This is a genomic window from Exiguobacterium acetylicum DSM 20416, from assembly GCF_000702605.1.
Classification (GTDB): Bacteria; Bacillota; Bacilli; order Exiguobacteriales; family Exiguobacteriaceae; genus Exiguobacterium_A; species Exiguobacterium_A acetylicum.
The window spans coordinates 1,177,449-1,202,646 of record NZ_JNIR01000001.1 but is presented as its reverse complement, the minus strand read 5'-3'; the positions used below and the strand labels follow the sequence as shown (position 1 = coordinate 1,202,646).

Here is a 25,198-nt window from a genome sequence, read left to right as displayed (position 1 = left end):
GATGATTTCGACTGCGTAGAAATAGACATGAAACAGTTGTCAGACGAAGACATCGTAAAACAAGCACACGAAATCTATCGACACAACTGGATTAATCATCATTTTAAATTATTTAATCCGAGCATGTTCCGAGGATCTGTGAAAACCGGGCAGCAACTAAACGCTGACGTCGCGATGAACCAATTACAACGTACGATCTATAAGACCTGACGAACTCGTCGGGTCTTTTTTTCATGGAATCGACACGACGTTTGATGTATTTGATGATGAGAACGGGAATAGTTTAATATCACGAAAGACGAAAGGATGATGCACGATGCGACTAACAGGAAAAACGATCATCGTCACTGGTGCCGGCTCAGGAATGGGAGAAGCAATGGCTAAATTGTTTGCACTAGAAGGCGCGCGAATCGTCGCGGCGGACATCCATTTAGAAACTGTCGAACGGGTTGTTTCTGACATCAAGGCAGCAGGTGGAGAAGCAATGGCTGTTGTAAGTGATATCGCCAATCCTAGCGCGGCAAGAGAACTAATCAAACAAACAATCGATGCGTACGGAAAATTGGACGTTCTCGTTAACAATGCCGGTATCATGGACGGAATGGAGGGAGTGGAAGACATCTCGGATGAGCGCTGGGATCACGTCTTTGCGGTCAATACGACAGGAACGATGCGTCTGATGCGTGAGGCAGTCAAGCATTTCAAGGAAGTAAAAGGTGGCGTCATTTTGAATAACATCTCGATTGGTGGTCTGAACGGTGCTCGAGCAGGTGCAGCCTATACGGCTTCCAAACATGCCGTCATCGGTCTGACGAAAAATACTGCCTTCTTTTATGCTGGAGAGGGGATTCGGTGTAACGGGATCGCACCCGGAGCCGTCGAGACGAACATTGGGCAATCGATGACGAATCTGAATGAATTCGGGATGGGACGAGCAATGCTTGGTATGGGTCTGAATCCACGCACCGGTCAGCCGGATGAGATCGCGAAATTGGCATTGTTCCTCGTGTCTGACGAGGCGAGTTTCATTAACGGGGCAATCGTCGTTGCGGACGGCGGATGGAGCGCGTATTAAAAATCATATCTTATTTACTGGATTACAGTTTAAAATGGCAGGAACTTGTCGATATAAGGGATAATATGACAATAGGCGCATTATGACCTTGAGTTTGAATCCAGGGAGGAATCGGCATGTCGATGCAGGAACAGGCAGCACACGTCACCGACACACAAGTCATTCGAGCAATCGAACAAAATCTAGCAATCATCCGCTTTGACGATCGACGGAAAGTTGCATATGTCAATGAGCTGTTTGCCCGGACGATGGGGTATGAGGTAAACGAACTAATCGGTAAATATCACCGTGATCTTTGTTTTCCGGCGTATGTTAACAGTCCGGATTACGAGTTGTTTTGGCGCAAGTTGATGCAAGGAATCACGTATCAGGACAAGATTGAACGCCGGGCTGCCGATGGGCAACAGAAATGGCTCGAAGCGACGTATATGCCGATCTACTCCGATGACGGACGCCGGGTCGTCGGGGTTTCGAAAATTGCATCGGACATCACGATTCGCCAGCAGGATGTCTTACGGATGGCGGCTGAACTCAACGAGACATCCGCGTTCTTAACGGTCAAATCGGAAAGTGGTCGACAAGACGGTCTGAACGTGCTGGCGACGGTCCAACAAGTCGAAGCGGAGTCCGTCGAGAACCTGTCGAGCCTTGTTGCCTTACGGAAGGATGCGAACTCGATCACCAACATCGTCAAGACAATCCGTGATATCGCGGCGCAGACGAATCTGCTCGCCTTGAATGCCGCAATTGAGGCGGCGCGTGCCGGTGAACATGGGCGCGGGTTCGATGTCGTTGCGACCGAAGTCCGAAACCTGTCGAACAAAGTCTCTCACTCAATCGGGGAAATCAAGAACAACATTGAAGGGATCGTTGAACGAATCGAGGACGTTTCGCACAGCATCGAGCGGATTTCGTCCAAGGTTAAGGACAGTACGGGTCAACTCGAGCATACGGTCAGTGAGTTCGATCAGTTGGCTGATTCAGCGAAACAACTCGAGCGTCAGGCAAAACAATTCGTCGATGTCTTATAACGCATCCACCGATACCGGATCGTACGAGCAGGTTGCTCGATGACGATTCGGTATTTTTTTGATGACTTCATCAATATAGAGAAATAGAAAAGACGCTTGTTAAATCGGAATCATTACGATATGATGTAAAACGTAATTATTCCGAATTAAAGGTGGAGAACAATGTCTACATATAAAACAGCGAGCCTCATTGGTAGTGTCTTCCTCGGATTGACACTTGCCGGTTGTGCCTCCTCTGATACGCCACAAGAGCAAAACCATTTGACGTTCGTCTATAACTTTGCGACACAATCACTCGATCCGCATCGGGACAGCAGTTATGTTCCGCTTCGCGCGGGGGTAACGGAGACGCTCGTCCGTCTTGATGATGAACAATTGACAGTCGAGCCGTGGCTTGCTAAGAAATGGTCCTATGAAGGAAAGCGAACGTGGCGGATCGTCTTACAGAAAGACGTGACGTTCCATAACGGGAAACAACTTGATGCTGACGCCGTTAAATCGTCTCTCGAACGCTCGATCGACGAAAATCCAGGTGTCAAGAATGCTTTGAACATCGAAACGATCAAAACGGATGGACCAGATGTGCTCATCCAAACGAAGACGACGTATCCGGAGTTCATCTCGGAACTCGTTAATCCAAACACAGCGATCATCGACACGAAGGCGAGCGGGGTGACGAAAGAACCGATGGGAACAGGTCCGTTCCAAGTCGAGCGGTTCGCTCCGGGAACAAAAGTCGAGTTAAAACGTTTTAAGTCCTATTGGCAAGAACAAGCGAAACTTGATTCCGTTGATTTTGTTTTCAACGAAGACGCTGGCGCACGGACGAACGCTTTGCGTGCCGGACAGGCAGACATCGTCTATCGTCCGGAAATCGAGAGTGTCAAGAAATTGAAGTCTGAAGGTTTGACAGTCCAAGCGACGGATACGTTCCGTGTCCATCAATTGACGATGAATGTCGCGAACGGTCCGATGCAATTTCTTGAAGTCCGACAGGCAATGGATGCTTTGATCAATCGAAAGCAACTCGTTGATCACGTCCTCCAAGGATATGCGGTGCCAGCGCGTGGTCCATTCCTCTCGTCATTCCCATTTGCTCCGGACTACCCGCAACAAGTGCAGAAGACGCCTGAGGAATGGCTCAAACAAGCCGGTTATACAAAACAAAACGGACGGATGCAAAAGAACGGTCGTCCTTTAAAACTGACTTTATTGACGTATGCGGCTCGACCAGACCTGCCGTTGATTGCCCAAGTCATTCAAGATGACGCGAAAAAGATTGGTGTGACAATCACGATTAAACAGATCGATGTCCCAGAAGAATACATGGCGAGTAACCGGGACTGGGATATCGCGACGTACAGCAATCTGACAGCTCCGCGTGGGGATGCTGGTTATTATTTAAACGCGACCTATCATCCGAACGGGGGACTGAACTTCAGTCGTGTCGCGGATCCGAAGTTGACGAAACAGATCGAGACGTTGAACCGGACGTTAAAGGTCGAGGATCGATCGATTCTTGCTGAAGAGATTGCCCGTTACGTTGATGAACGCCGCTATAATAGTTTTCTCCTCCATCCATCGACTCTCGTTGCCTACGACGGCAAACGCGTTAAAGGATGGAAAACAGAAAAAAGTGAGTACTATATGATCACGAATACGCTGCAGGTGAACGATTGATGCGTTCCATCGTCAAACGACTGCTGTCGCTGAGTCTATTCACTTTACTCATCACGTTCGGTTGTTTTGTCTTGCTGCGGTTACTGCCGGGTGATCCGGTCTTGACGTTATTGAATATCGATGAATTATCAGCAACGCCCGAACAAATCGAAGCCGCGCGCCGTGAATTAGGATACGATCAGCCGTTGCTCGTTCAATACATTCGTTGGCTGCAAGACATACTCACCTTGCGTCTCGGAAACTCGTTGCAAACGGGGCGACCGGTCATCGAGATGTTGTTAGAGAGTTATCTTGTGACGGCGGAGCTGGCACTTGGTGGTCTTACGATCGCCTTATTGATCGCCTTACCCCTTGGAATCGGTAGCGCCTTGACGACGCGCCGAAGTATCGTTCGTCTTGCGCACCTTGTCAGCATGAGTGGAGCGGCCGTGCCTGGTTTTTGGATCGGTCTGTTGCTCGTCGACCTGTTTGCCGTCCGTCTCGGATGGTTACCTGTAATGGGAAGGGAGGGGATGACGTCACTCGTCCTCCCAGCTCTATCACTCGGCTTTCCACTTGCGAGCGTCTATATTCCATTGATTCGACTGAATCTACGCCGTGAACTGAGCCAACCGTACATCGAGTTGGCACGGATGCGTGGCATATCCGAGCGGACGATCCTTTGGCGTTATGCGTTACGCGGCAGTTTGCCGCCGGTTCTGTCCGTTTTCGGTCTGACGCTCGGCAGTCTTGCCGGAGGTGTCGTCGTCCTCGAAGTCCTGTTCGCGTATCCAGGTGTCGGAAAGTTAATGGTCGATGCGATTTTGCAACGTGATTACCCACTGATTCAAGGGTACATCTTGCTGACGACAGGCATCATTCTTGTCTTGCATCAAGGTATCCGGTCGTTAAACCGGGCGTTACGACCAGATTGGCAGAAGGGAATACACACATGAAAAAAACATGGCTCATTTTCGGAGGATGTCTCCTACTATTTATTTCATATACCGTATATGTTAGTCCATTTGATACAAACGTAGCAAAGAGACTTGAGCCTGCTTCATTCGAACATTGGCTCGGAACAGACGGTTTAGGACGAGATTTCGCAGCTCGTCTTTTTTTAGCTGGTTTGATATCCTTAGGTTTCAGCCTGCTTACGGTGTTGCTCACGGCATGCGTCGGTACCTGCCTTGGCTGTCTAGCCGGTTTTTATGATGGACGTCTCAAGCGGGTGATTCATCGATTAGAAGATGGTCTCGTGATTTTCCCGGACACTGTTCTAGCACTCGTCATCGCCGGACTATTGGGTGCCAGTCCTCGAAGTTTAATCTTTGCGATTCTGCTCATTAAATGGATTTCCTACGCGCGATTAAGTGAAACACTCGTGACCGAGACGATGCAAAAGCCATACGTCAGCATGGCACGCATCAATGGGTTAACAGACAGGATGATCTTACGACGCCACATCCTTCCGCCTATCATCCGGCAAGTCGTCGTCTTAATGAGTTTGGATGTCGGCAAAGTCATCTTATTCTTATCAGCGTTCTCTTATATTGGACTTGGTGTCCAAGCACCACTGCCAGAGTGGGGAGCGATGTTGAATGAAGGACGTCCCTATTTCAGTTCCGCACCCCGGCTCATGCTTTTGCCAGGTGCGTGCATCGTCTTGACCGTCGTTATGACGATGGGATGGACACGGTGGATGAAGAAAAAAGGAGGACAAGTAAATGATTCAGATTCGGAACTTACACGTTCGGGCGAAACACGTCCTTCTGCATGACATGAATCTATCGTTACCAGCTCATCGATTCATCTGTCTCGTCGGAGCGAGCGGGAGCGGTAAGACGCTCTTGCTTAAACGATTACTGGATCGATTGCCGGACGGGATGTCGTCGAGCGGAGAAGTCATCTCGGACGAACCTCTTCGGCGTGGTCTCGATATTGGTTACATACCACAGCAGTATACCGATGCGTTTCTTCCGTTTTTGACGATGCGTCAGATGTTACGGGATACATATCGCGCACATGGACGAAAGATGGATCATCCTTACATCGATGACGTCTTGCGAACGCTTGAGTTGGACCCGACCTGGTTGGACCGATATCCAGGAGAGTTGAGCGGTGGGCAATTGCAACGGTTCGCGATCCTGTTTGCCGTCACCTTAAAACCACGATTGATTTTAGCGGATGAACTAACGACGGCGCTCGATCCTGTGTTGACACGTCGTTTACTCGACTGGTTGACCGAATACCAACACCAGTACGGGGCAACGATTTTGTTCGTCACCCACGAATTAGGACCTGCCTTACATTATGGAGAGCAACTCGTCTTAATGCAGGATGGACGAATCGTCGAGACGGGAACACCACAGATGATCGAGCAAAGTCGTCATCCGTTCACGATGAGCTTGATGCAAGCGCATCGTACATCACTGGAAGAAAGGAAGAGTTCATGTCACCAGTCTTATCCGTAACAGATCTTACTTATCAGATAAAGAGTCAGTCTATCTTGTCGAATATCTCATTTCACGTGACGAAAAAGGCGTCAATTGGCATCATCGGGGAGAGTGGGGGTGGCAAGACGACACTCGGACGATTGATTCTCGGTCTGCTCAAACCCACGCATGGTTTGATTTCCTTACATGAAAAGGCATTTCCGAGTGGGCACCGAAACGAGCGACGAGCTATTCAAGCCGTCTTTCAACATCCTCTCGCTTCCTTTAATCCAGAATGGACGGTGCGGGAATCGATTCTTGAACCGTTTCGTCGGCATCGTCCGATCTTGCGGCATTTCCCAGCGACGTCAGAAGAAAATCTCATTACAGCCCTCGCACTTGCTGTCGGGGTCGAGGAGCAGTTATTCGATCGAGTGCCCCATCAATTGAGTGGGGGACAAATTCAGCGTGCCGCGATCGCCCGCGCGATTTCGATCGAACCCGACATTATCGTGATGGATGAACCGACAACGGGACTTGATGTCGTCTCTCGGGCGCAGATCATCGAGCTACTGGAACGCTTGCAGCAGACACTCGGTGTCAGTCTTGTATTGATCTCGCACGATATTGATTTCATCCGGCGCCTCTGTTCGGAAACACTCGTCTTACGTGACGGTCGCGCTGTTGATTTGATTGATCGATTGGAATCAGGTAGCGCGTATACCCAACGATTCGTCGAGGCCGGAACATGGTGAACGCACAACCGACCCACAAAACGTACTGGTTACTCGCTTATCCGCTGATTCTCTCAAGTATTGCGACACCCTTACTTGGTGTAACCGATACCGTCGTCATCGGTCAATCCGGTGATCCGAGGGCGATCGGAGGCATCGCTGTCGGAGCCGTCTTCTTCAATACGATTTACTGGTTGTTTGGTTTCTTAAAAGTGAGTACGACAGGATTCAGCGCCCAAGCAAGTGGGGCGAATGACGTGCACGCCTTACGGACGTCACTTTACCGACCGCTGTTTTTAGCAGCTTGTATCGGTCTGCTCATCCTGTTGTTCCGACAGCCGCTCGAGCAAATCGGACTGTACTTACTTGCACCACCCGCTGACTTGCTAGATGCGGTCAAGACGTATATTTCATACCGGATGATTGGCGCACCGTTCGTGTTGATGGGTTATGCGTTACTCGGCTGGTTGATTGGTACCGGTCAGGTCAAGCACGCCTTGTTCGTCCAATTGTTTAGTACAGGAGTCAATGTCGTTCTCGATATCGGATTCGTCTACGGATTGAATGCCGGTGTTGCTGGAATTGCGGTTGCGACCGTCATCGCGGAGATCAGCATCGTCGTCTGTGCTCTGTACCTGATCCGTGGTCATTTATCGATGACGCATGATGAATGGCGTGCCTTGACGGCATGGCAAGCGTACCGTCAATTCTTTCAAGTCAATCGTGACTTGTTCATTCGCACGATTTTCCTTCTACTCGTCACCGGCTGGTTCACACGTGCTGGTGGACAATTCGGACCGGATATCCTCGCAGCCAACGCGATTCTGCTACAAATCCAGTATCTGATTTCTTACTGGTTCGGTGGACTCGGTCATGCGTCAACGGTTCTCGTCGGTCGGGCGAGAGGGCATCAAGATCAGGCAGGATACCGGACGAGTGTCCGTTTGGCACGGACGTTTGGATTCTACTCGGTCGTCTTCTGGTCACTGGTGCTCCTCTTCCTTGAGACACCGCTCCTTCAGTTGTTCACTTCAGAAGAGGCAATCCTAAATGCGGCGGACGATTATTACTTCTGGATCATCATCCTACCGCTCCTTGCCGGTTGGGTGATGATCTACGAAGGCATCTTTGCCGGGCGGGTTGAAGCAACACCGGTCCGGAACTCAATGATTCAAGCAGGAATTGGTTTTGCGGTCGTCCTCCTGTTGACACCGACTTTTGGAAATCAGGGCGTCTGGGCAGCGTTTTTGACCTTCTTCTTGATTCGCTCCTTATCGTTGATTCTCGTAGAAGCAAGACGATGAAAAACCCGCTGTTTCCCTCGCGCGCAAAGGGAACAGCGGGTTATTTGTCGTCGATCGCTAAAGGACGGACGAAGAGGGCGTTCAAGTGATGGACGAGGACATGACGCAGGCGTTCTTTTGGTAATCGTTCCGGTCGAAACAGAGCATGAAAGGCTAACCCGTCAACGAGTGCTGCGAGCCGTTCACTCTCAAGCGCAATGTCTAAGCCCGCGCGGAGTGTACCGTCCGGAATCTGTGTCAACAGTACTTGAACCATATGGTAGATATCGTCCGGATTTTCCGTCGCTTGCGATGAATACGCGGACATCATGAATTGAAACCAGACCTGCATCTCGAGCTGATGCTCGGGTGCATAAGGTAAGACCTCAAGTAAGACGTCACATAACGTTTCTTCCGGGGTTCCTCCTTTCTCGAAAATGGTTGTGATGCGTGCTTGGACCCGTTCTTGGACGAGGTCCATCGAGAAGCGGAGCAACTCGTCCTGGGTCGTGAAGTAATATCGCAAGGCACCCAGTGAGAGTCCCGCTTCCTTGGCGATCGTCCGGACACTGGCTTGTTCAATACCGACTTGAGAAATCGTGCGCCACGTCGCTTCGGCGATGAGGCGTTTGCGTTCTTCGTGATTGACTTGTTTTGGCATGTCTCAAGTATATCATCTTTTTTAGCACGAATGTATTAAAAAGACTAGTCAAGCACTGAAAGAGGTGTTATCTTTATGATACAGTCGTATTAAAAAAGGAGAGGATTGATATGCAACTCGTCGCGTGGGCAATCGTCGGTTGTGAGATTCTATTTTGGGTATTCATTGTCGCCGGACTGATCGTGCGTTATGGATTCAGACGAGAGAAGCTTGGTTTTCGATTGATGGCGATGTCACCGGTGATTGATATCGTCTTACTGGTCTTAACGGTGTTTGACTTAAGTCGCGGCAATACAGCAACGCTCGCGCACGGTCTCGCTGCGATCTATATCGGCGTCTCACTTGCATTTGGGAAACAAATGATTGCCTGGGCGGATGGAGTCTACCGCCGTTTTGTCCTAAAAGAGCACGTAGCAAAAGAACGGATATCGCGTGCGCGACGGGAACGCAACGGTTTCTATCGACACATCCTGGCCTTTTTGATTGGTGGTACGTTACTCGGTGCCATGATTCTCTGGCTGGGAGATGCTGAGCAGACGGAGAGTCTCTTACGGACGTTACAACTGTGGGGGCTCGTCCTCGTGATCGATGGGGTCATCTCGATGAGTTACACCGTCTTTCCGGCTCGTTCCAAATAAAAAAACGAACCTTGTCTGTCAGCGGTCGACAGTGAAGGTTCGTTCCCGAATCGTATTCGTATGGACTTGTTTGCGGGCGTCGATCGAATCCCGAATGTGGATGATGTAGCGACGTCCTTTTTTGTATCCAGAGCGCGGTGGTTTGATTCGGATTTCTTTGCCGTCTAGGACTTCAATCTCCGTTTGCATCCGCTCGCCATTCGAATCCGTCACGGTGACCGTTCGGTTCGAAACTTGCTCCTTCCGTAGTCCTTTCGCATATTCGATGTCGAAGGTATGATACGAGGAAATGGAGCGGGCACGTGATTTGAAGTGCGGCTCGTCCGTTCGTTCGTCGAGGGTGCAGTAGCAACCCGTGAACAAAAGACTCGCCGAGAGGAGTATCGAAAATAGATGTTTCACGAAAACGCTCCTTTATGTATTGGTAATTTTAGTATAAGACAAATTTTAGGTTGCGACAATCCTTCTTGAGACCGAATCGACGATGTCTATTAAAATCGAACAGGTCCATGCTATAATCGACCGAGAGAAAGGAAGCGATATACCATGCCAGTACAACCAGACCAACGCGAGATCATCGTCTCGATTCGGACGAGTTATGATTTTAAAGCGGATACCGGTCGCGCGATCCGCGTCATCGAGTTTCACGGACGCCGAACGACCTTATTCGATACATTCGAAGCGTCATCACCAAAACGGATGATCTTGATCGAGATGATCCGCGCCGTCCAATCGTTCAAGGAACCCTTCCACATCATCTTCAACGTCGAATGTAACTTCGGTTTCAAGTATTTGACGGATCAGCGGAAATGGGAAAACCGGGATGTCGGAAATACGTTCCTCGACTTGATTGAACAAGGTGGTCATACGTATGAATTACGAGACAGCTCGTTCTATGAAGGCGGAAAAGCCCTCCAAAAATGGCTCGGCAACACCTTAAAGCAAAATAGCTGAAAAAAAGGCTGATTCCATGATGGAGTCAGCCTTTATCCGTTGCATCGATTGTCTCGCTTTCGAGATATCGGTACAACGTACTTTTACTAATACCGGTCTGTTCGCGGATATCAGCGAGCGAATAGTTTTTACTTTGATACATGGCGATCGCGCGGCGGGCATTTTCATCCGGCTTCCGGGGGCGACCGGTCTGCTTTCCTTGTTCTTTTGCTTTAGAGAGTCCAGCACGCGTCGACATGCTGATGACGTCACTTTGCAGCTGAACGAGATGGCGGGCCGTTTCAAGAAACGATAAGGAGGCACGCTCGCTCGTCCGAATCTGTTCGCGGAGTGACCACAGCGTCGCACCACGAGTCTCCATGTGCTCAAGCAACTCGATCAAGTGCCGCGTCGAGTCTGCTAAGATGTAGAGATGCGAGACGATGACTTCGTCTCCCGTCTGAAGTGCCTCAAGCATCTGTTCGAGTGCCGTCCGTCGTTTAGCCGAATCATGCGTCTCGATGACACGTGTCGTCACATCACTCTTGTCGGCTTCCGCTTGTTGCATAGAACAGTCTGGATCATCCGGATAGGGTCTCATGTAGAAATATTGCATGGATGGAGCTCCTTTCTGTCGATCACGATCGACGTCAGTTCCTCATCAGTATACCGTATTCTCACCTCCGTGCCGTAGAAAACCGAAAACATGCCTTTCTTCTCATGTTCGTATCGACTAATTTGTGGTAAATTGAGTGGAAGTAAGTTTCTCGGACTCATCCCGATACCATTCATTCTTTTTAAATGAGGTGCTCATCATGAACAAAGAAGATCATCAACTCGCCCGTCAGCTCTTGACGACCTATTTCATCGGTACACAATTAGCGACGGTCCATGTCGCAGGCTACGTCACGCTCGAATTCATCAATCTGTTCGATACGACAGCGCCTGAACTACGACTACGGATCGAGACGGACCGTCTGTTTTACGGCGATGTCGAGACGACACAGGATTGGGTCGTCCGCCATGCGACGAAAGAAGAGATGTTACATTTGATCGTCTCACTTCACGCGGAACGCATCACCGGTGTGCGAATCGGAAAGACGGCACCGCACTTATTCCTAACGTTTAGCAACGGACAAACGCTCGTCCTGAACGGATCGGATACATATTATGAATCGTGGGCGATCGATATCGGTCTCGCGCCACACCGAGCCGACGCGACGATCGTTGCCGTACCGGGTGACGAACTGGCCGTCTTCTCCGGAATCGGTGAACAAGTTGAAGACTAAGTGGACACGCATGGAGTGGTGCGACTGGATCATGCCGCTCGTTGCGTCACGTTACCCGAATCACTGTGCTGTTTTACTTGCCGGCAGCCATACGCGAGGGCAAGCGACCGCACAATCAGATGTCGATGTGATCATTTTTGAAGCAAGTCGAGGTCAGGCGTACCGGGAGTCGTTCATCCATGACGGTGTCCCGGTCGAAGCATTCGTCCATTCCTTTGAGACGATTGCACATTTTTTCGAGAGTGACCGGGAACGTGGTCGCCCGTCCCTGCAACGAATGATTGCTGACAGCTGGACGATCGAGGATCATCCGCGTCTTGCATCTATCCGTCAGGAAGCGGCTCACCAATTAACGGACGGACCTGTTGCGTGGACGAATTCGGAACAAGACCGCGCACGTTATTTTTTAAGTGATTTGCTCGACGATTTCGAAAGTGTGACGAACCGCGCAGAAGGTCTAGCGATTGCGTCACGTTTATATGAACAGAGTATCGAGTTTGTTCTTCGTGCCAATCGTTACTACATCGGACAAGGGAAGTGGGCGATTCGCGCTCTTGCAGAGTTTGACGAAGACTATGCCAGCCGACATACAATGGCATTCGAGTTGTATTATCAATCGGATGACCAACGAGAAGTCGTCGCGTTAATCGATGCTTATCTCGCACCATTCGGCGGGCGTTATTTTGATGGCTTTACGCTCGGTAAACGATGACAAGCATTCAAAAGGAGGCACGTTTTCGGATCAATCGACCGAAAACGTGCCTCTTTATCGTTCAGTTCTGTTTAACGCCAATGGGATGGACGAAGTAAACGATTCGGTAACTGTGTCGCCGCATTGCCGATCGCTGAATTAATTTGTGCTTGTGTCAAAAAGAGCGCATCCGTCAAATCCGCGCCTTTGACGTTACAGTCTCGCAAATCAGCCCCGAGAAAGTTTACCCCGCGCAAGCGGGTATTTGACAAGTTCGTCGCGAGCAACCACTGATTCTGAACACTGGCACCTGAAAAATCACGCCCGGGTAACTGTTTTCCGACCCAGTCACGTGGTGTCTGGTCGCGTCTTCCGCTATACTGAGCTTGAACACGTGAGGCGACCATCTCAAGGAGTGGTCGGATGGTATGACGAACAGGTATCACATCAAGTCGTTCAAATTGATCGGCTGGTAATGCCGCGTACCGGGTCAGTGCGGCAAGTGTCTCATCGAGTTGATCGTGGATGTCACGCGTGACATCGCGTTTCCCGTCGGTTATGTACCACATCATCTCAAATAAATGGACCATCTTCGGGAAAGCAGCATAGATCGCTTGGCGTCGCTTGGGCGCATCATCGCCTTGAAACGTCTGCTGTGACAGATGCTGTCCAGCACCAAAACAATCATAGACGGTACAGCCTTTGTAGCCGCTGTCACGTAACCGGTCATGGATCCGACAGCTGTAGTCCGTATCAAGATTACGACACGGTGTTGCTTCCGATTTGTCATGACCAAAATCACTGGATTTCGAAAAAGCGAGTGCTGTACAACATAAACCAAAACACTTCGTACAATCAATTTGGAACGTGGGTTCCATCGTATTCACCTCCATTATTACTATAACAAGAAAGGAGTTTGGACATGCTGCAATTTCAACTTAAGGAAAATGAGGACGGACAGGACTGGCTTCAACAACAAGTGCGTCAATACAATGTCGAGCATTCACCATTTCATGCGACGAAACGCTCCGAGGGAACACAAGCCGTCACATTACTTGCGACGCGTGACGATCAATCGATCGGCGGCATCTCAGGAGAAATGTACTGGGGCTGGTTACATATTGAATGGTTCTTCGTCGTCGAGGAGGAACGGGTAAGTGGGCTCGGTACTCAGTTACTCCGTCAACTGGAGGAATGGGCACGAGCAGCGGGTGTTCAGCGAATCCGCGTCGAGACGTTCTCGTTTCAAGCGCTTCCGTTTTATGAGCGACAGGGATTCGTCGAAGTCGGACGAATCGATGACTATCCACCAGGGATGAGCTACCATCTGCTCGTCAAACAGGTTGACTGATGAAACGGCGTCTTTTCCTCATCTTATTGTTCGGTCTCGTGCTCGGAACGCTGACGGGGATGCATCCACGTCAAGAGACCGTTTCCTTTACGGCGAAGCAAGTCGCCCAGTTATATACACAGATGACGAACACACCAGTCGAAGCGCGTGATGTCTACTTCGTCGAACGACTATCTGACCATTATGCCGTTGCGTATCTTGAAGCGAAGCACGACCGCTTGTTTTTGCTCCTGCAACAAACCGATGAGTCACAACGAATCGACCGAATCATTCGCTCAAAACAGACGAGGGAGTCGGATTGGTTTGAAGGTCGTTTGTTGACGACGGACGAAGGTCGATACCTTGTCGCCTACGGCATGAATGGTTCGAAACAAATGAAATCGATCCGGTTCGAGCCGTATAAGACGACGGCTGAAGGCGAAGCGCCGCTTCGTCCGATGCAACGTTCCTTGTCGGTAGCAGATCAGGAACGTTTCCATACCGTCCAACCGTTACCGGATGCCTTCCCGCATTCGCTCTATTTCGAGATGATCGCGACGAGCGTAGACGGAAAAGAGACGATCCAGCGCTTGACGTTACAGAATGTACGAGCGAGAAAGCCCACTCCTTTAGGGGTGGGCTGATAGCGAGTTCGGAGACGGGGTGTCTTCAGACACCGCATGTCCTCGACTGTTCTTCCTGATGAAATGCATTTATAGTAAATCTATAATGGAGTTGATTATTAGGATGAAAGAGGTGTCAAAGATGAGTCAAGTCGTCACGGTAGAAGTTCGAATCTATGCCACGCGTCGTCAGGATGCCATCCTAAAAAGGATGGGCAAGACCTATATCCAGACCGCCAACCGAGTCGTGGCGAACATGGTCGCCTCCGAGGACGGGAAGAGGTGGTCGAGCAAGGACATCGACACCCCCCTTCCGAGCGCCGTGAAGAACCAACTCGCAGGAGATGCCGTCGGCATCTACAAGAAGGCGAGGAAAGAGGAGTTCAAACGCATCCCTGTCCTCAAAAAGCCGGTCTGCGTCTGGAACAATCAGAACTATTCCTTCGACTTCGAGAGCATCTCCTTCCCCGTTTGGATGGACGGGAAGTCCGTGAAGATGCGATTCCGTGCTCCCATGGTTGACAAGGACAATCGGAATACCCGACTCCTTGCCAACAAACTCGGGACGCTCAGGGTCACGAAGAAGGGAAGGAAGTGGATTGCTCAGATTTCCGTCCATGTACCGACCGTCCCTCGGACGGGGGTGCGGATGATGGGGGTTGACCTCGGACTGAAAGTGCCGGCGGTCGCCGTCACCGATGACGACACGACCCGTTTCTTCGGGAACGGTCGTAAGAACAAGTATATGAAACGCAAGTTCCGTGCGGAACGGAAGGCACTCGGCAAAAAGAAGAAGCCGAGGGCTATCAAACGACGCAATCAGAAGGAACAGCGGTGGATGCGGGACAAGGACCACAAGGTCAGCCGAGCCATCGTCGATTTTGCAAGACAGAAGAAAATCTCTGTCATTCGCCTCGAACTCTTGGCGAACATCCGACAGACGGCAAGAACAAGCCGTAAAAACAACCAGAACCTCCACTCATGGTCGTTCTATCGTCTCGCGTCCTTCATCGAATACAAAGCCGCCTTGTCGGGCATCAAGGTTGAGTATGTGAACCCCGCCTACACGAGTCAGACCTGCCATCCTGTTCCGTCAGGAACAAGGTGAGGGATAGGGTCTACACGTGTGCCTGTGGGTTTAAAGGACATCGGGACGCCGTCGGTGCGATGAACATTCGATACGCACCTGTGATGGATGGTAACAGTCCATCAGCCTGAGAACCTATACGGTCTGTCTCAGGAGGGGTGATGGCACACCCCTACCTCAAGGCTCGGACGAAGCAGAAATGGATTGAGTCCGCCAAGCACTTGAGAATCCCCCCTCACCAACGGTGTGGGCTTGCAGCTTTAGCCGTGGGAGTGTCAACAAGCGATAACGCATCCGTGTTTTCTACGACCCATGACTTTTAGTATACTAAAGACGAAAAAAGGGGGAAGTAAACATGTGGATCGTCATGAACCAGTTACACGTCGTCAAAGGTGCAGCAGATCAAGTCGCAGCGCGTTTTAAGACGACGAAAGGAATTGAACGGATGGAAGGGTTTCACCGGATGCAAGTCCTCGTCGATATCAGTCAGGAAGAAGAAGACATCGTCACGATCATGACGACATGGTCGAATCAAGCAGCATTCCATGCATGGCAAGAGAGTCAAGCGTACAAAGGCGTGCACCATAAGCGGGATAACGGAACATCCGAAGTCAAACCGCTCGTGACGTCGAATACCGTCACGCAATATGCGATCGTCGCTGATCACAGTGCCGTCGTGGAATAAACAACAACACCCCTTGGGAGGACGCCTCTCAAGGGGTGTTGTCTAGTACATTACAATAGATTTTTTTCCGTAATCTGGGTATAATCTAACAAACTAGATGAAGCGAGGTGACACCGCATGGTCTATCGTAAACCTGTCGTCTCTAGCCTGTCCGTCCTCGGTGGTATGATCCTGCTCTTTGGTTTCTTGACGAGCGGTGGCTTCATTTATCTCTACTTCTTCGTCTTACTATTCGCTTGCGTGTCCTTCTTACGTGAACCGTTGACGCGTAAAGAGTGGTTAAGAGAGGGGATTGCTTTCATCTTCTGGTGTTCCTTGATTTATTTGTTGCAACATCTCGTCTTCATGGCGTGAGTCATTTTTCGTATTGCTCGAACAAAGGAAGGAGGATGTCACGACCTGTCGCTGATAGGTGAATCGACACGTCACGCTTCGGATCTTTTAAATAAACATCGGTCTTTTTGACACGCTTATCGAGATAAACTTCGTATTGTTGTCCTTTCACTCCATCTCGGAACGTCAAATATTTCCACTTCGCCCGTTTTCCTCGTACGTCAGCTTGTTCACTTGTCTTGATTGCTTTTTTTAATTTCCCGGATTCATCACTGGTCATCATGATCATATGGTCCCAATCGAGACCTTTCTCCGAAATACGATTTCCTTGATCATCTTCTTCAAAACGGACATGCGAGAACTGTCTTTGATGGATCAACGTCATTTCTTCATTATCCACAACAAGATCATCTGTTGTTTGATTCGGTTCTTGGAGTTCAGTTGGTTGTTCCGTCGTGTGTCGAATCGATAATTCGTAGCGGAATTCGCGTCCGTTTTTCTCCGTTGCGATGACCGTTCCATAATGCTCGGGTGTTCCGTCACCCGGAATGAACCGGACCTTTCCTGGATGTTTCATTGAATGGATCGGGTGTTCCGCACGCCGTCCACCATACAACTGTGGTATTCGAACCGAAACGTCGTATGTCGAACCGAATTGTTGATTGTAGACGAGATAGAGATCGACATCACGGGTGAACGGTGTCAAAGAATTCGTATATACGAAAGACGTCGTACGTGTATCTTTTTTTGTGACATCCGTCGCCTCGATGACGAGGTAACCTGATCCTGGAAGTTCTAATGTTCGAGCAGAATGATCTGCGATCTTCTCATCAGGATTAAACCAGTCGTCTTTTTTTAATACAGTAGGCTTCACATTAAAGTTCTTCCGTTGTTGAGTCAGAGCAGTCTTCTTGAAGACATCGTCTTTCTTTGGTAATGGATAGTACCCGCCTTTAAACGATGTCTGACAATATAAATATCTCTTCTTTCCAGCTTTCACGTAACGAACGGTTTGACCTTCATAATCTTCGAACGGATTCGTCATCATGACGGAATAGATATCGCCGACAGCGTAATCAGTAGGTGCATCGCTCACTTTCGACGCGCACGTTTTTTGGATGGCAGTTCGTTCTTTAGCTGACAAGGTACGAGATTCTTTTTCGTTGAATTGCCCTCCGTCATACATTTGCGATAAGTAATCCCATTTGAAATTCGGCGCATCGCTTTGACAACCGCTTAATGCTAGCGTTGCTCCGAGTGTGAGTCCGATCCAGAAACGTTTGTTCATTGATTGAGCACCTCACTGAGTGCTTCACTTGTCGTACCCGACAGCTTCGCACCGTTTTTTGATCCTGGTTTGACAACATAGATTTCAAGTTTTTTGGCGCGTTTGCGTTCGAATAGCTCGAACATTTGGCTTTTCCCTTCGCGCATCAACGTCAATTTTTTCTGCTTTAGTTTTGTCCCTTGTGGCTCCATCACTTCGGTCTCTTTTAATTCCTGAGCGATTTTTTTCGCTAGCTTGTCAGGAATTGCTGAGACGAACTTATAATCGCTATCGATGAGCTGTTTCGGTGATTGATGGATGAAACCGACATAATTGCTTGAGGATGCTTGAAGGAATCCATAATCGTAATTCACAGGTTTTTTATAAGTTTTATTAAAACGCAAATAAATCGATGTTTCTTGGACGACTTTTCCGTCCTCTTGTTTCCGAACGGTCGCGAACTGGACGGTCTGACCTGTCGCAATCGTATCCAGCAGTTGCTTCCGCTCAATCTGATAGATTTGTCCATTCATATATTCTTGAATCGTCGAAGGGAATCCGACACGGTCACCACTGAACATCAGCTCAATCGACGATTGTTGGAAACCACCAGTCGGACTAACGCGAAAAGCTAAATTCAATTCGGAACCGGATAGTGACTCGGTCGTCTCAAAGAGTGTTTGTTCTTTATCTTTGCCTTTCTCTTTCATGTAGACGACGAGTTGTCCTTCTGGTGGCAAAGATAGTTGATAGGACGGGAAGAGGTACCGTCCGAGCTCTTTTATTTCTTTCTGATCTTCGTTTTCCTGTTTTTGTTGATCCGTGATTTCTTTTGGGACAGGTTTAAAGCGAACGACTGTCGATTTGGCTTTAAGCGGTTGTTTTGACCAATCGACGAATGGATAATCACTTCGCTTGATCTGATGGACCGCATAATCCGCGTGGCGAATCGGCTGACACGCCAGATAGTCCTTTTTTTATCTGACAAGAAACGAACGTGTTGGAATTCGCGCCCTTGGACATTCGGAGGCAGGAAGTATAAGTCAAACCCTTCGTGTTGCACATATCGATCAGGTAAGCGCGTCAAGTCCGGTTTTTGCTGACAAATTTTCAATAAAGCAGCCGTTTGTTTTTTAGGGAGATCCGGTATCTCTTGCCCATTAAAAGTAGTCGAAATACCGCCCCAGTAATTGGCATCATATGTAAGGTCTAAGTATTGTTCTTTTCCACATCCAGCAAGTAGGACTGCGCCTGCGAGAATACCGGTATGTATATAGCGTCTCATGAAAAACCTCCTTCATCTTAATGACTATATTTTACCATAATTTCTATAATAGACAGAATTTTCTATAATGCTTTAACATCAAGATGTTTGACATCCCTTGACTCGGGAATAATAGATGCATGCACGGTCAATCTATTACTATGGGGGTTTTATGATGGGTACATTCATTCAAGCGGTTGATGGCACGAAGATTTACGTCGAGGACGTCGGATCGGGTCAACCAGTCGTCTTTCTACACGGCTGGCCGGCAAACAATAACATGTTCGAGTATCAAAAAAATCTGCTCGTCGAAGAAGGATACCGTTACGTCGGAATCGATTATCGCGGTTATGGTAAATCAGATGCACCGGCAACGGGATATGATTACAAGACGATGGCGTCCGATATCAATGAAGTCATCGAACAGCTGAAATTATCGAACGTCACGTTGCTTGGTTTCTCGATGGGAGGAGGAATCGCCTTGTCCTATCTCTTACAATACGGGGATTCAAAAGTCAGTAAGCTCGTTCTCGCAGGAGCTGCAGCACCTGTCTTTACACAGCGAGACGGTTATCCATACGGAATGACAAAAGAAGAAGTCGATGCGTTGATTGCCGACACGAAACAGGATCGTCCGTCGATGCTCAAAGGATTCGGGGAAATCTTCTTTGCGAAGGAACATCCAGAACCACTCCAACAATGGTTCCATGGACTTAGTATCGCCGCTTCGTCCCACGGTACGATTCAGTCAGCAATCGCCTTACGTGACGAAGACTTACGTGGAAAACTCGAGAACATCAAAGTCGATACGTTGATCATCCACGGTAAAAAAGACCAAGTTTGTCCGTTCGAGTTCGCGGAAGAAATGCAAAAGGAAATTCCACATGCACGCCTTGAAGTCTTCGAAGAGAGTGGACACGGCATGTTGCTTGATGAACAAGAGAAGTTCAACGAGACATTACTGTCATACGTCAAAGGAAATCAAACCGTCTAATCTAACAAGCCATGGACACCCGTCCACGGCTTGTTTTTGTGTACAGAAAAAAGCGTGCGCCGGCGCACGCTTTTAAGGGCGATACTTCCGCATGAACCGTTGATCAATCCAACGCTTCAGGTACCAACCGAACGGCAGTGTCGAATAATGATTACCATACAGGGAAACCGCATGACGTGGTCCCATCGATAAAATCGTCAAATAGTTCGTTTGCGGACGATAGGATCGCAACGTTTCTTCTTTGACATACCGCAAGAGGTTTGCCAGTAAGATCGGTGCTTGCCGGACAGCTGTGACGCCGTTCTTTGGAATATCGGGATAAGCGACGAGGGTCGCCGCGTCACCCGCAGCAAACAGACTTGGATGATCGAGCGCTTGCAACTGCTCATTGACAAGTAGGAATCCGTCTTCCGTATAGAGCTTACTGTCCGCAAACAATGCCGGAGCTTTCGCACCCGTCAAGCGGACGAGCGCATCCGACTCGATTGGCGGGTGATGTGAAAAGCGGAGAGGAGACGACTCGTTCAGTGACCGTTCTCGAATCCAATGAACATCGAGTTCTTGTAAGCGTCGTGTAATGGCTTCCGCTGCTGGGTGTCCTGAAAGTAACTCTGGATCCGTGATCAGGGTGATCGGCACACCCGCTGCTTTTAAGGACGCCGCCATCTCGACGGCCGCTGCACCGCTTCCAATCACGACCGGACACTTTGCTTGTTGCAGACGCTTTAATGTATCCGGTAACCGGTAGTTCGGTTTGATCGATAATCGTGTCGTGTCTTCCGACCAATCGAACGAGCCGATATTCGTCGAGACGACGTCATAGGTATAGCGTCTGCCGGATGCACCGAAGACGACCTTTTCATCGGGGTCGATTTTGATGACGGTCTCTTCGATGAACTGTTTATCATTGGCGCGACACAGTGCGGCGACGTCGATACGGATCTCATCGATATCGTACGTTCCGTCAGCAAGTCCGGAGTACATGCCTGAGTAATATTGGTACGTCGAGGCATTTAAAATCAGCCACTCGACGTCTTCTGTTGGTCCATTGGTAATGCAATGCAGGTGAGCGTGTCCTGCACCAATCAAGAGGATTCGTTTCATGTCGTTCTCCTTCAATCTGTCTTGCTAGAATGTACCCGGATACGGGTGGTGGTAATCATAGCCAAAAGACAAGACTGATGAACAGGAGGATGACCATGAGATAGATAACATCCTGGCGCTGAACGACTGGCACTTCATAATATGTCCGTTCTGCTGAAAAATGACGGGCTTCGAAAGCGATTGCCATCCGTTCTGCCCGCTGAATCGATCGCGAGAAGAGCGGTAAGCCGATTGATAGGAACGCATCACCAGGAAAGCGACTGTGAACGTTCCGAATCATCCGGACTTGCCGTAAGACGCGGACTTCTTCGACCAAATGTGGAAGAAAGCGGATCCCGGCAAGAAATCCGTACGCGAAGCGAGGCGATACCTTTGCTTGGTGAATCAAGCTCATCACGAACCGGATCGCATCGGTCGTCGTGACGAAAGCGAAACTTAAGCAGACGAACGTTGCCATCCGTAAGGCAAGTAACCAGCCGTGCATGACACTTTCCGATGTGACATGAAACCAACCAAACGACCATAGAGGATTCGTTCCTTTGCCGTAGGCTGCCATCATCCAGAACGTCAATAAGAATAATAGACTGTAAGGTGCGAGTCGTTTCAAGAAATCGCGAGGACCCCACCCGGAGAGGAGTAGCAGAGCGATAGCAAAACTTAGGAATACCAACGTCTTGCCCCAGTCATTCGTTGCGATTAGAGCGAACATGATCAAAAATAATCCGCTACCTTTGATGACAGGATTGAGTTTAGCGAACGATGACGCGTTCGTCTGCATCGCGTTTCACCTCCTGGAATTGGTACGAAAGTGGGCGTTGTAGCTGACAGCGTTCGAGTAACGGAACGTCAGCGAACAACTCGTTCGGACACCCGTCAAAAGCAATCCGCCCTTGCTCCATGACGAGGACACGATTTGCGTATCGGGCGACGAGTTCCATGTCGTGCGTTGCCATGACGAGTGTCGTTCCGTTCTGTTGTTCCGTCAACAACTGTTTCATGAGCCGCCGCGTCGTCAATCCATCCTGTCCGAACGTTGGTTCATCGAGCAACAACAAATCCTTCGCCTGCCCGAGCATCGTCGCGACGCTGAGCCGTCGTTGTTGCCCCGTACTAAGCGCAAGCGGTGACTGCTGTTTGACGGATGCGAGTTCCAGCCGTTCGAGCAACGTCGTGCGCTCATCACTCGTCGCTGCTCGGTGACTCCAGTCGATTTCCGCTTCAACCGTCAGCTTGAGAAACTGCAGATCCGGTTGTTGAAAGACATAGCCGACGTGCTCATAAAAGCGTCTCCGGGAGTAACGCTGAGCCGGACGTTCCTGGAACCGATATGTTCCACGATGGGGAAGCAACCGACCGAGTGTTGCAAGCAACGTACTTTTCCCGGATCCGTTTGCCCCGAGCAGCATCACCCATTCTCCTGTCTGCAGGGAAAATGTCGCATCGGTCAGCGGGTAAGGGGCTTTCGTCGATAATGCAGCAACGTGTAACACGGGAATGCCTGCTGTAGCGACTGGAGGAAGCACGTGAAGTCGCGCTGCTTGTGGTCCATCTATGGGTAACGTCTCTAACGTGTACGGATACAAAGAAGGAACAGCGATGCCTTTCGATTGAAGCTCTGTATAAGCCTGCGGGAACAAATCCTGCGGATGCGCCGTCGCAGTAATCGATCCGTCCTCAAGTAAGACGATCTGGTCGATGTACGGTAAACAGACATCGAGTTGGTGCTCGATCAAGACGATCGTTAAATCGTGTTCTTTCTGAATCCGAAAGATCAACGCCATCAGCTCGTGTTGTCCGATTGGATCAATCTGGGCTGTTGGTTCATCGAGTAATAAGATCGTCGGCTCGAGCGCTAGGACCGCGGCGAGCGCGAGGCGCTGTTTCATCCCCCCGGATAGACTCGCGATCGGTGTCGAGAAGGGGAGAGGGAGACCGACGAGTGCGAGTAAGCGTTCAATTCGTTCCTCCATCTCCGCACTTGGAATCGACCGGTTTTCTAAACTAAAAGCGATTTCGCGTCCGATCGTTTCCATGCAGAACTGTTCTTCTGGATTTTGAAATAAGACTCCGACCGAACCGGACCGGGTAACGGTACCAGTCTGTTCGACTTCAATCGTCTCCGGTGTCAGTCCGGCTAGGGCATGAAGCAGTGTCGTCTTGCCACTCCCACTGCGTCCAAGCAAAAGGGTCGTTCCTTGTTCGATCGTCAGCGATACATGATCGAGCACCGATTTCATCTGACCCGGATAGCGGATGCTGAGGTCGTCGACAATAATCATGCGACTTCCCGTTTCGCACGTCCGGCCGCAAACCCGTTCAAGACACCGGTCGCAACAAGGCGACGGACGAGAATCGCTGCAAGCAAGCCGCCCAGTAATGCGCCACTAATTAATTGTAAGCCAGTTGTCGCAAGCAACGTCGTCGTCGTGTAGTAACCGAATCCGTTCGCGATCAGACTATAGACAATGCTACCAATCGCGGCTCCAACACCCGATAACATCAATGTCCATGTGTCATAACGGCGATAACGCGTCATCGCAAAGACGAGTTCCGCACCAAGCCCTTGGCATACCCCGATTAGAAGAGCCGATAAACCAAAGTGACTACCCGTGAACAGCTCGACGGCTGCCGCGACGATTTCCGCGATGAGAGCGGCACCTGGTTTTTGAATGATTGCTGCGACGAGCGGGCTCGCGATGATCCAGATCCCAAACATCCAGTTGGCACCGACCGGTCCGAAGATCGCAGACATCGGTAACCAGAGTGTTGACCAACCAAGATAGATGACCCCGCAAGCGACGGCGAGCATCATCATGACCATGATTTCTTTCATTTTCCAGTTTTGCATTAGGTACGTCCTCCTTAGAATGGGGGAGACGCCAAAAAAGACCGCCCTCCGTAAAAAAGAGAGCGGTCCTCAGAAAAACTGCGCGCAGCAGGAGTCATTGGATGTGATCGCTCCACTTTCCTACGCTAGTATGAACTAGATCAGGTTCGAAGGGTCCGAAGTGAATCGTCTCAGCCAAATGGGCTCCCCTAGTGGATATGGTAATAGGTGATACGCTGTTCACTTTAGGCAATCTTCTGTCTATTGTCAAGACACAAAAAAACGATACGCCACGAAGGGCGTATCGTCAAACGACTTATTTGTTGTCTTCGTTCTCTTCTTTTGCTTCTTCTGAAGACTCTTCCGTAGCTTCCGCTTCGTTGTCTTCACCAGCTTCCGCTTGTGCCTCAGCTTCTGCTTCTTCGATTTCCTCAAGCTCTTGTTCAAGCGTTGATTCGACGACAGCTGCGACTTGAATGTCGCCTTCTGTGACGATACGGAAATCTTTTTGTTCTGGAAGATCAGCAACAGAAATCGAATCGCCGATTTCGAGGTTCGTGACGTCGACTTCGACGTTCTCTGGTAATTTATCTGGTGTAGCTGCGACTGTTACTTTAAAGAGTGTCTGTGACAGGAATCCACCGACTTTAGCGCCAGCTGCTTCGCCGACGAGTACGACGTCTGCTTCGACTTCTGTCTCTTCATCCATTTTAACGGCGATGAATTCAACGTGATCGACAGTTGGTGTGAAGACATCCATATCACGACGGTTGATCAAGACGTTAATATTTTTACCGTCGAGTTTCAGTGAAATCAAGATGTTCTCACCGTTTTCTCGAACGATTTTAAGCAATTCTTTTTCTTCGAATGAGATTGGTGTACTTTCCACTTTGTAACCATACACGACACCAAGAGCTTTTCCTTCATGACGTAATTGTTTACGGAGTGAGCGTGGACGTACCTCGCGTTTTTCGGCTGTTAATTTAACTGACATGTTCATTTCCCCCTTGAATTTGGTATAGCCCTCAAAAGGTAATGAATGTAGGAGCAGGACAAGTCCTGAACAATATGAAACATGCTAAGACAATCGGTTCCAGACTCGCATTGAGCCTGACGCTTTCGTGACTTTGCATTTCTCTCCCAGGTCATTACGCTGATATTGAGAAACATGTGTGAGTAAGTCACCGGTTTGATGCGGTGCTAGTGAGTTTATACCCCTATGTTTTAAATCCTTAAACCTCTAATTTTTATTTTT

Annotated in this window: 30 protein-coding genes, 1 pseudogene and 1 riboswitch; of the genes and pseudogenes, 19 read left to right on the top strand and 12 right to left on the bottom strand. The window is 49.5% G+C overall.

Going from position 1 to position 25,198, the window contains the following annotated elements; all coding sequences use genetic code 11:
• Positions 1–27: 27 nt before the first annotated feature.
• The 9 genes from P401_RS18430 (at position 28) to P401_RS0106455 (ending at position 8,238) form a co-directional block, all read left to right on the top strand.
• Entirely contained in the window at positions 28–210 is a 183-nt protein-coding gene (locus P401_RS18430; protein WP_152548182.1) for a hypothetical protein, read from the top strand.
• 106 nt (positions 211–316) lie between these two features.
• A complete protein-coding gene (locus tag P401_RS0106490) occupies positions 317–1,075 on the top strand; it encodes an SDR family oxidoreductase (protein ID WP_029341758.1) in 759 nt (252 codons plus the stop codon).
• Between the two features lie 116 nt (positions 1,076–1,191).
• Complete coding sequence (locus P401_RS0106485) at positions 1,192–2,106, top strand: methyl-accepting chemotaxis protein (RefSeq protein WP_235609823.1); 915 nt, start codon at positions 1,192–1,194, stop codon at positions 2,104–2,106.
• 162 nt (positions 2,107–2,268) lie between these two features.
• Entirely contained in the window at positions 2,269–3,786 is a 1,518-nt protein-coding gene (gene nikA, locus P401_RS0106480; RefSeq protein WP_029341756.1) for a nickel ABC transporter substrate-binding protein, read from the top strand.
• Entirely contained in the window at positions 3,786–4,721 is a 936-nt protein-coding gene (locus P401_RS0106475; RefSeq protein ID WP_029341755.1) for an ABC transporter permease, read from the top strand. The genes nikA and P401_RS0106475 overlap by 1 nt, the downstream gene beginning before the upstream one ends.
• Positions 4,718–5,545, top strand: coding sequence for an ABC transporter permease (locus P401_RS0106470; RefSeq protein WP_051656268.1), 828 nt, complete (start codon positions 4,718–4,720; stop codon positions 5,543–5,545). The genes P401_RS0106475 and P401_RS0106470 overlap by 4 nt, the downstream gene beginning before the upstream one ends.
• Positions 5,493–6,239 carry an ATP-binding cassette domain-containing protein gene (locus P401_RS0106465; RefSeq protein ID WP_029341753.1) on the top strand — a complete coding sequence of 249 codons (747 nt, stop codon included), beginning with the start codon at positions 5,493–5,495 and terminating at the stop codon, positions 6,237–6,239. The genes P401_RS0106470 and P401_RS0106465 overlap by 53 nt, the downstream gene beginning before the upstream one ends.
• The gene (locus P401_RS0106460) at positions 6,218–6,955 is read left to right on the top strand and encodes an ABC transporter ATP-binding protein (RefSeq protein ID WP_029341752.1); all 738 of its coding nucleotides are present in this window, start codon (positions 6,218–6,220) and stop codon (positions 6,953–6,955) included. Before P401_RS0106465 ends, P401_RS0106460 begins: the two co-directional genes overlap by 22 nt.
• Positions 6,949–8,238 (top strand): MATE family efflux transporter, encoded by a 1,290-nt coding sequence (locus P401_RS0106455; protein WP_029341751.1) that lies wholly within the window; start codon positions 6,949–6,951, stop codon positions 8,236–8,238. Before P401_RS0106460 ends, P401_RS0106455 begins: the two co-directional genes overlap by 7 nt.
• A 40-nt stretch (positions 8,239–8,278) precedes the next feature.
• Here P401_RS0106455 and P401_RS0106450 read toward each other — a convergent pair whose 3' ends face one another.
• Positions 8,279–8,878 carry a TetR/AcrR family transcriptional regulator gene (locus tag P401_RS0106450; protein WP_029341750.1) on the bottom strand — a complete coding sequence of 200 codons (600 nt, stop codon included), beginning with the start codon at positions 8,876–8,878 and terminating at the stop codon, positions 8,279–8,281.
• Between the two features lie 110 nt (positions 8,879–8,988).
• Here P401_RS0106450 and P401_RS0106445 point away from each other — a divergent pair, with 110 nt between their 5' ends.
• Complete coding sequence (locus P401_RS0106445; RefSeq protein ID WP_029341749.1) at positions 8,989–9,516, top strand: hypothetical protein; 528 nt, start codon at positions 8,989–8,991, stop codon at positions 9,514–9,516.
• Positions 9,517–9,534: 18 nt separating this feature from the next.
• Here P401_RS0106445 and P401_RS0106440 read toward each other — a convergent pair whose 3' ends face one another.
• Positions 9,535–9,918, bottom strand: a complete 384-nt coding sequence (locus tag P401_RS0106440) for a hypothetical protein (protein WP_029341748.1) — start codon at positions 9,916–9,918, stop codon at positions 9,535–9,537.
• 144 nt (positions 9,919–10,062) lie between these two features.
• Between P401_RS0106440 and P401_RS0106435 the strand changes: the two genes are divergently transcribed.
• Positions 10,063–10,470, top strand: a complete 408-nt coding sequence (locus P401_RS0106435) for a hypothetical protein (protein ID WP_023468357.1) — start codon at positions 10,063–10,065, stop codon at positions 10,468–10,470.
• Between the two features lie 25 nt (positions 10,471–10,495).
• On the opposite strand, the gene P401_RS0106430 is transcribed toward P401_RS0106435, so the two are convergent.
• Positions 10,496–11,065, bottom strand: coding sequence for a recombinase family protein (locus P401_RS0106430; RefSeq protein ID WP_029341747.1), 570 nt, complete (start codon positions 11,063–11,065; stop codon positions 10,496–10,498).
• Between the two features lie 199 nt (positions 11,066–11,264).
• Between P401_RS0106430 and P401_RS0106425 the strand changes: the two genes are divergently transcribed.
• Together P401_RS0106425 and P401_RS0106420 are read left to right on the top strand one after the other, a co-directional pair.
• Entirely contained in the window at positions 11,265–11,738 is a 474-nt protein-coding gene (locus P401_RS0106425) for a hypothetical protein (protein WP_029341746.1), read from the top strand.
• Positions 11,728–12,450 carry a nucleotidyltransferase domain-containing protein gene (locus tag P401_RS0106420; protein WP_231925618.1) on the top strand — a complete coding sequence of 241 codons (723 nt, stop codon included), beginning with the start codon at positions 11,728–11,730 and terminating at the stop codon, positions 12,448–12,450. Before P401_RS0106425 ends, P401_RS0106420 begins: the two co-directional genes overlap by 11 nt.
• A 71-nt stretch (positions 12,451–12,521) precedes the next feature.
• On the opposite strand, the gene P401_RS0106415 is transcribed toward P401_RS0106420, so the two are convergent.
• Positions 12,522–13,307, bottom strand: a complete 786-nt coding sequence (locus P401_RS0106415) for a pentapeptide repeat-containing protein (protein WP_158513342.1) — start codon at positions 13,305–13,307, stop codon at positions 12,522–12,524.
• A gap of 44 nt (positions 13,308–13,351) precedes the next feature.
• Here P401_RS0106415 and P401_RS0106410 point away from each other — a divergent pair, with 44 nt between their 5' ends.
• The 5 genes and pseudogenes from P401_RS0106410 (at position 13,352) to P401_RS0106385 (ending at position 16,508) form a co-directional block, all read left to right on the top strand.
• A complete protein-coding gene (locus P401_RS0106410) occupies positions 13,352–13,780 on the top strand; it encodes a GNAT family N-acetyltransferase (RefSeq protein ID WP_029341743.1) in 429 nt (142 codons plus the stop codon).
• A complete protein-coding gene (locus tag P401_RS0106405; protein WP_029341742.1) occupies positions 13,780–14,403 on the top strand; it encodes a hypothetical protein in 624 nt (207 codons plus the stop codon). The genes P401_RS0106410 and P401_RS0106405 overlap by 1 nt, the downstream gene beginning before the upstream one ends.
• 121 nt (positions 14,404–14,524) lie before the next feature.
• Positions 14,525–15,600 (top strand): annotated as a pseudogene (locus P401_RS17620) (RNA-guided endonuclease InsQ/TnpB family protein).
• Between the two features lie 224 nt (positions 15,601–15,824).
• Positions 15,825–16,154 carry an antibiotic biosynthesis monooxygenase gene (locus P401_RS0106390; protein WP_029341741.1) on the top strand — a complete coding sequence of 110 codons (330 nt, stop codon included), beginning with the start codon at positions 15,825–15,827 and terminating at the stop codon, positions 16,152–16,154.
• 117 nt (positions 16,155–16,271) lie between these two features.
• Positions 16,272–16,508 carry a hypothetical protein gene (locus tag P401_RS0106385; RefSeq protein WP_029341740.1) on the top strand — a complete coding sequence of 79 codons (237 nt, stop codon included), beginning with the start codon at positions 16,272–16,274 and terminating at the stop codon, positions 16,506–16,508.
• A gap of 1 nt (position 16,509) precedes the next feature.
• Here the strand turns inward: P401_RS0106385 and P401_RS0106380 are convergent, their stop codons facing one another.
• The 3 genes from P401_RS0106380 to P401_RS0106370 are packed head-to-tail and all read right to left on the bottom strand — an operon-like array spanning position 16,510 to position 19,039.
• Entirely contained in the window at positions 16,510–17,775 is a 1,266-nt protein-coding gene (locus tag P401_RS0106380; RefSeq protein ID WP_029341739.1) for a hypothetical protein, read from the bottom strand.
• Positions 17,772–18,494, bottom strand: coding sequence for a hypothetical protein (locus tag P401_RS0106375; RefSeq protein WP_029341738.1), 723 nt, complete (start codon positions 18,492–18,494; stop codon positions 17,772–17,774). The genes P401_RS0106380 and P401_RS0106375 overlap by 4 nt, the downstream gene beginning before the upstream one ends.
• A gap of 41 nt (positions 18,495–18,535) precedes the next feature.
• A complete protein-coding gene (locus P401_RS0106370) occupies positions 18,536–19,039 on the bottom strand; it encodes a hypothetical protein (RefSeq protein ID WP_029341737.1) in 504 nt (167 codons plus the stop codon).
• Between the two features lie 154 nt (positions 19,040–19,193).
• Between P401_RS0106370 and P401_RS0106365 the strand changes: the two genes are divergently transcribed.
• Positions 19,194–20,012 (top strand): alpha/beta fold hydrolase, encoded by an 819-nt coding sequence (locus P401_RS0106365; RefSeq protein WP_029341736.1) that lies wholly within the window; start codon positions 19,194–19,196, stop codon positions 20,010–20,012.
• Between the two features lie 72 nt (positions 20,013–20,084).
• Here P401_RS0106365 and P401_RS0106360 read toward each other — a convergent pair whose 3' ends face one another.
• The 5 genes from P401_RS0106360 to P401_RS0106340 all read right to left on the bottom strand — a co-directional run bounded on the left by P401_RS0106360 (position 20,085) and on the right by P401_RS0106340 (position 24,937).
• A complete protein-coding gene (locus tag P401_RS0106360) occupies positions 20,085–21,116 on the bottom strand; it encodes an NAD(P)/FAD-dependent oxidoreductase (protein ID WP_029341735.1) in 1,032 nt (343 codons plus the stop codon).
• Positions 21,117–21,171: 55 nt separating this feature from the next.
• The gene (locus P401_RS0106355; RefSeq protein ID WP_029341734.1) at positions 21,172–21,894 is read right to left on the bottom strand and encodes an energy-coupling factor transporter transmembrane component T family protein; all 723 of its coding nucleotides are present in this window, start codon (positions 21,892–21,894) and stop codon (positions 21,172–21,174) included.
• Positions 21,866–23,395, bottom strand: a complete 1,530-nt coding sequence (locus tag P401_RS0106350; protein ID WP_029341733.1) for an ABC transporter ATP-binding protein — start codon at positions 23,393–23,395, stop codon at positions 21,866–21,868. The genes P401_RS0106355 and P401_RS0106350 overlap by 29 nt, the downstream gene beginning before the upstream one ends.
• The gene (locus P401_RS0106345) at positions 23,392–23,964 is read right to left on the bottom strand and encodes an ECF transporter S component (RefSeq protein WP_023468342.1); all 573 of its coding nucleotides are present in this window, start codon (positions 23,962–23,964) and stop codon (positions 23,392–23,394) included. The genes P401_RS0106350 and P401_RS0106345 overlap by 4 nt, the downstream gene beginning before the upstream one ends.
• A 100-nt stretch (positions 23,965–24,064) precedes the next feature.
• Positions 24,065–24,164, bottom strand: a riboswitch (TPP riboswitch).
• Positions 24,165–24,259: 95 nt separating this feature from the next.
• The gene (locus P401_RS0106340) at positions 24,260–24,937 is read right to left on the bottom strand and encodes a 50S ribosomal protein L25/general stress protein Ctc (protein WP_029341732.1); all 678 of its coding nucleotides are present in this window, start codon (positions 24,935–24,937) and stop codon (positions 24,260–24,262) included.
• Positions 24,938–25,198: the final 261 nt, after the last annotated feature.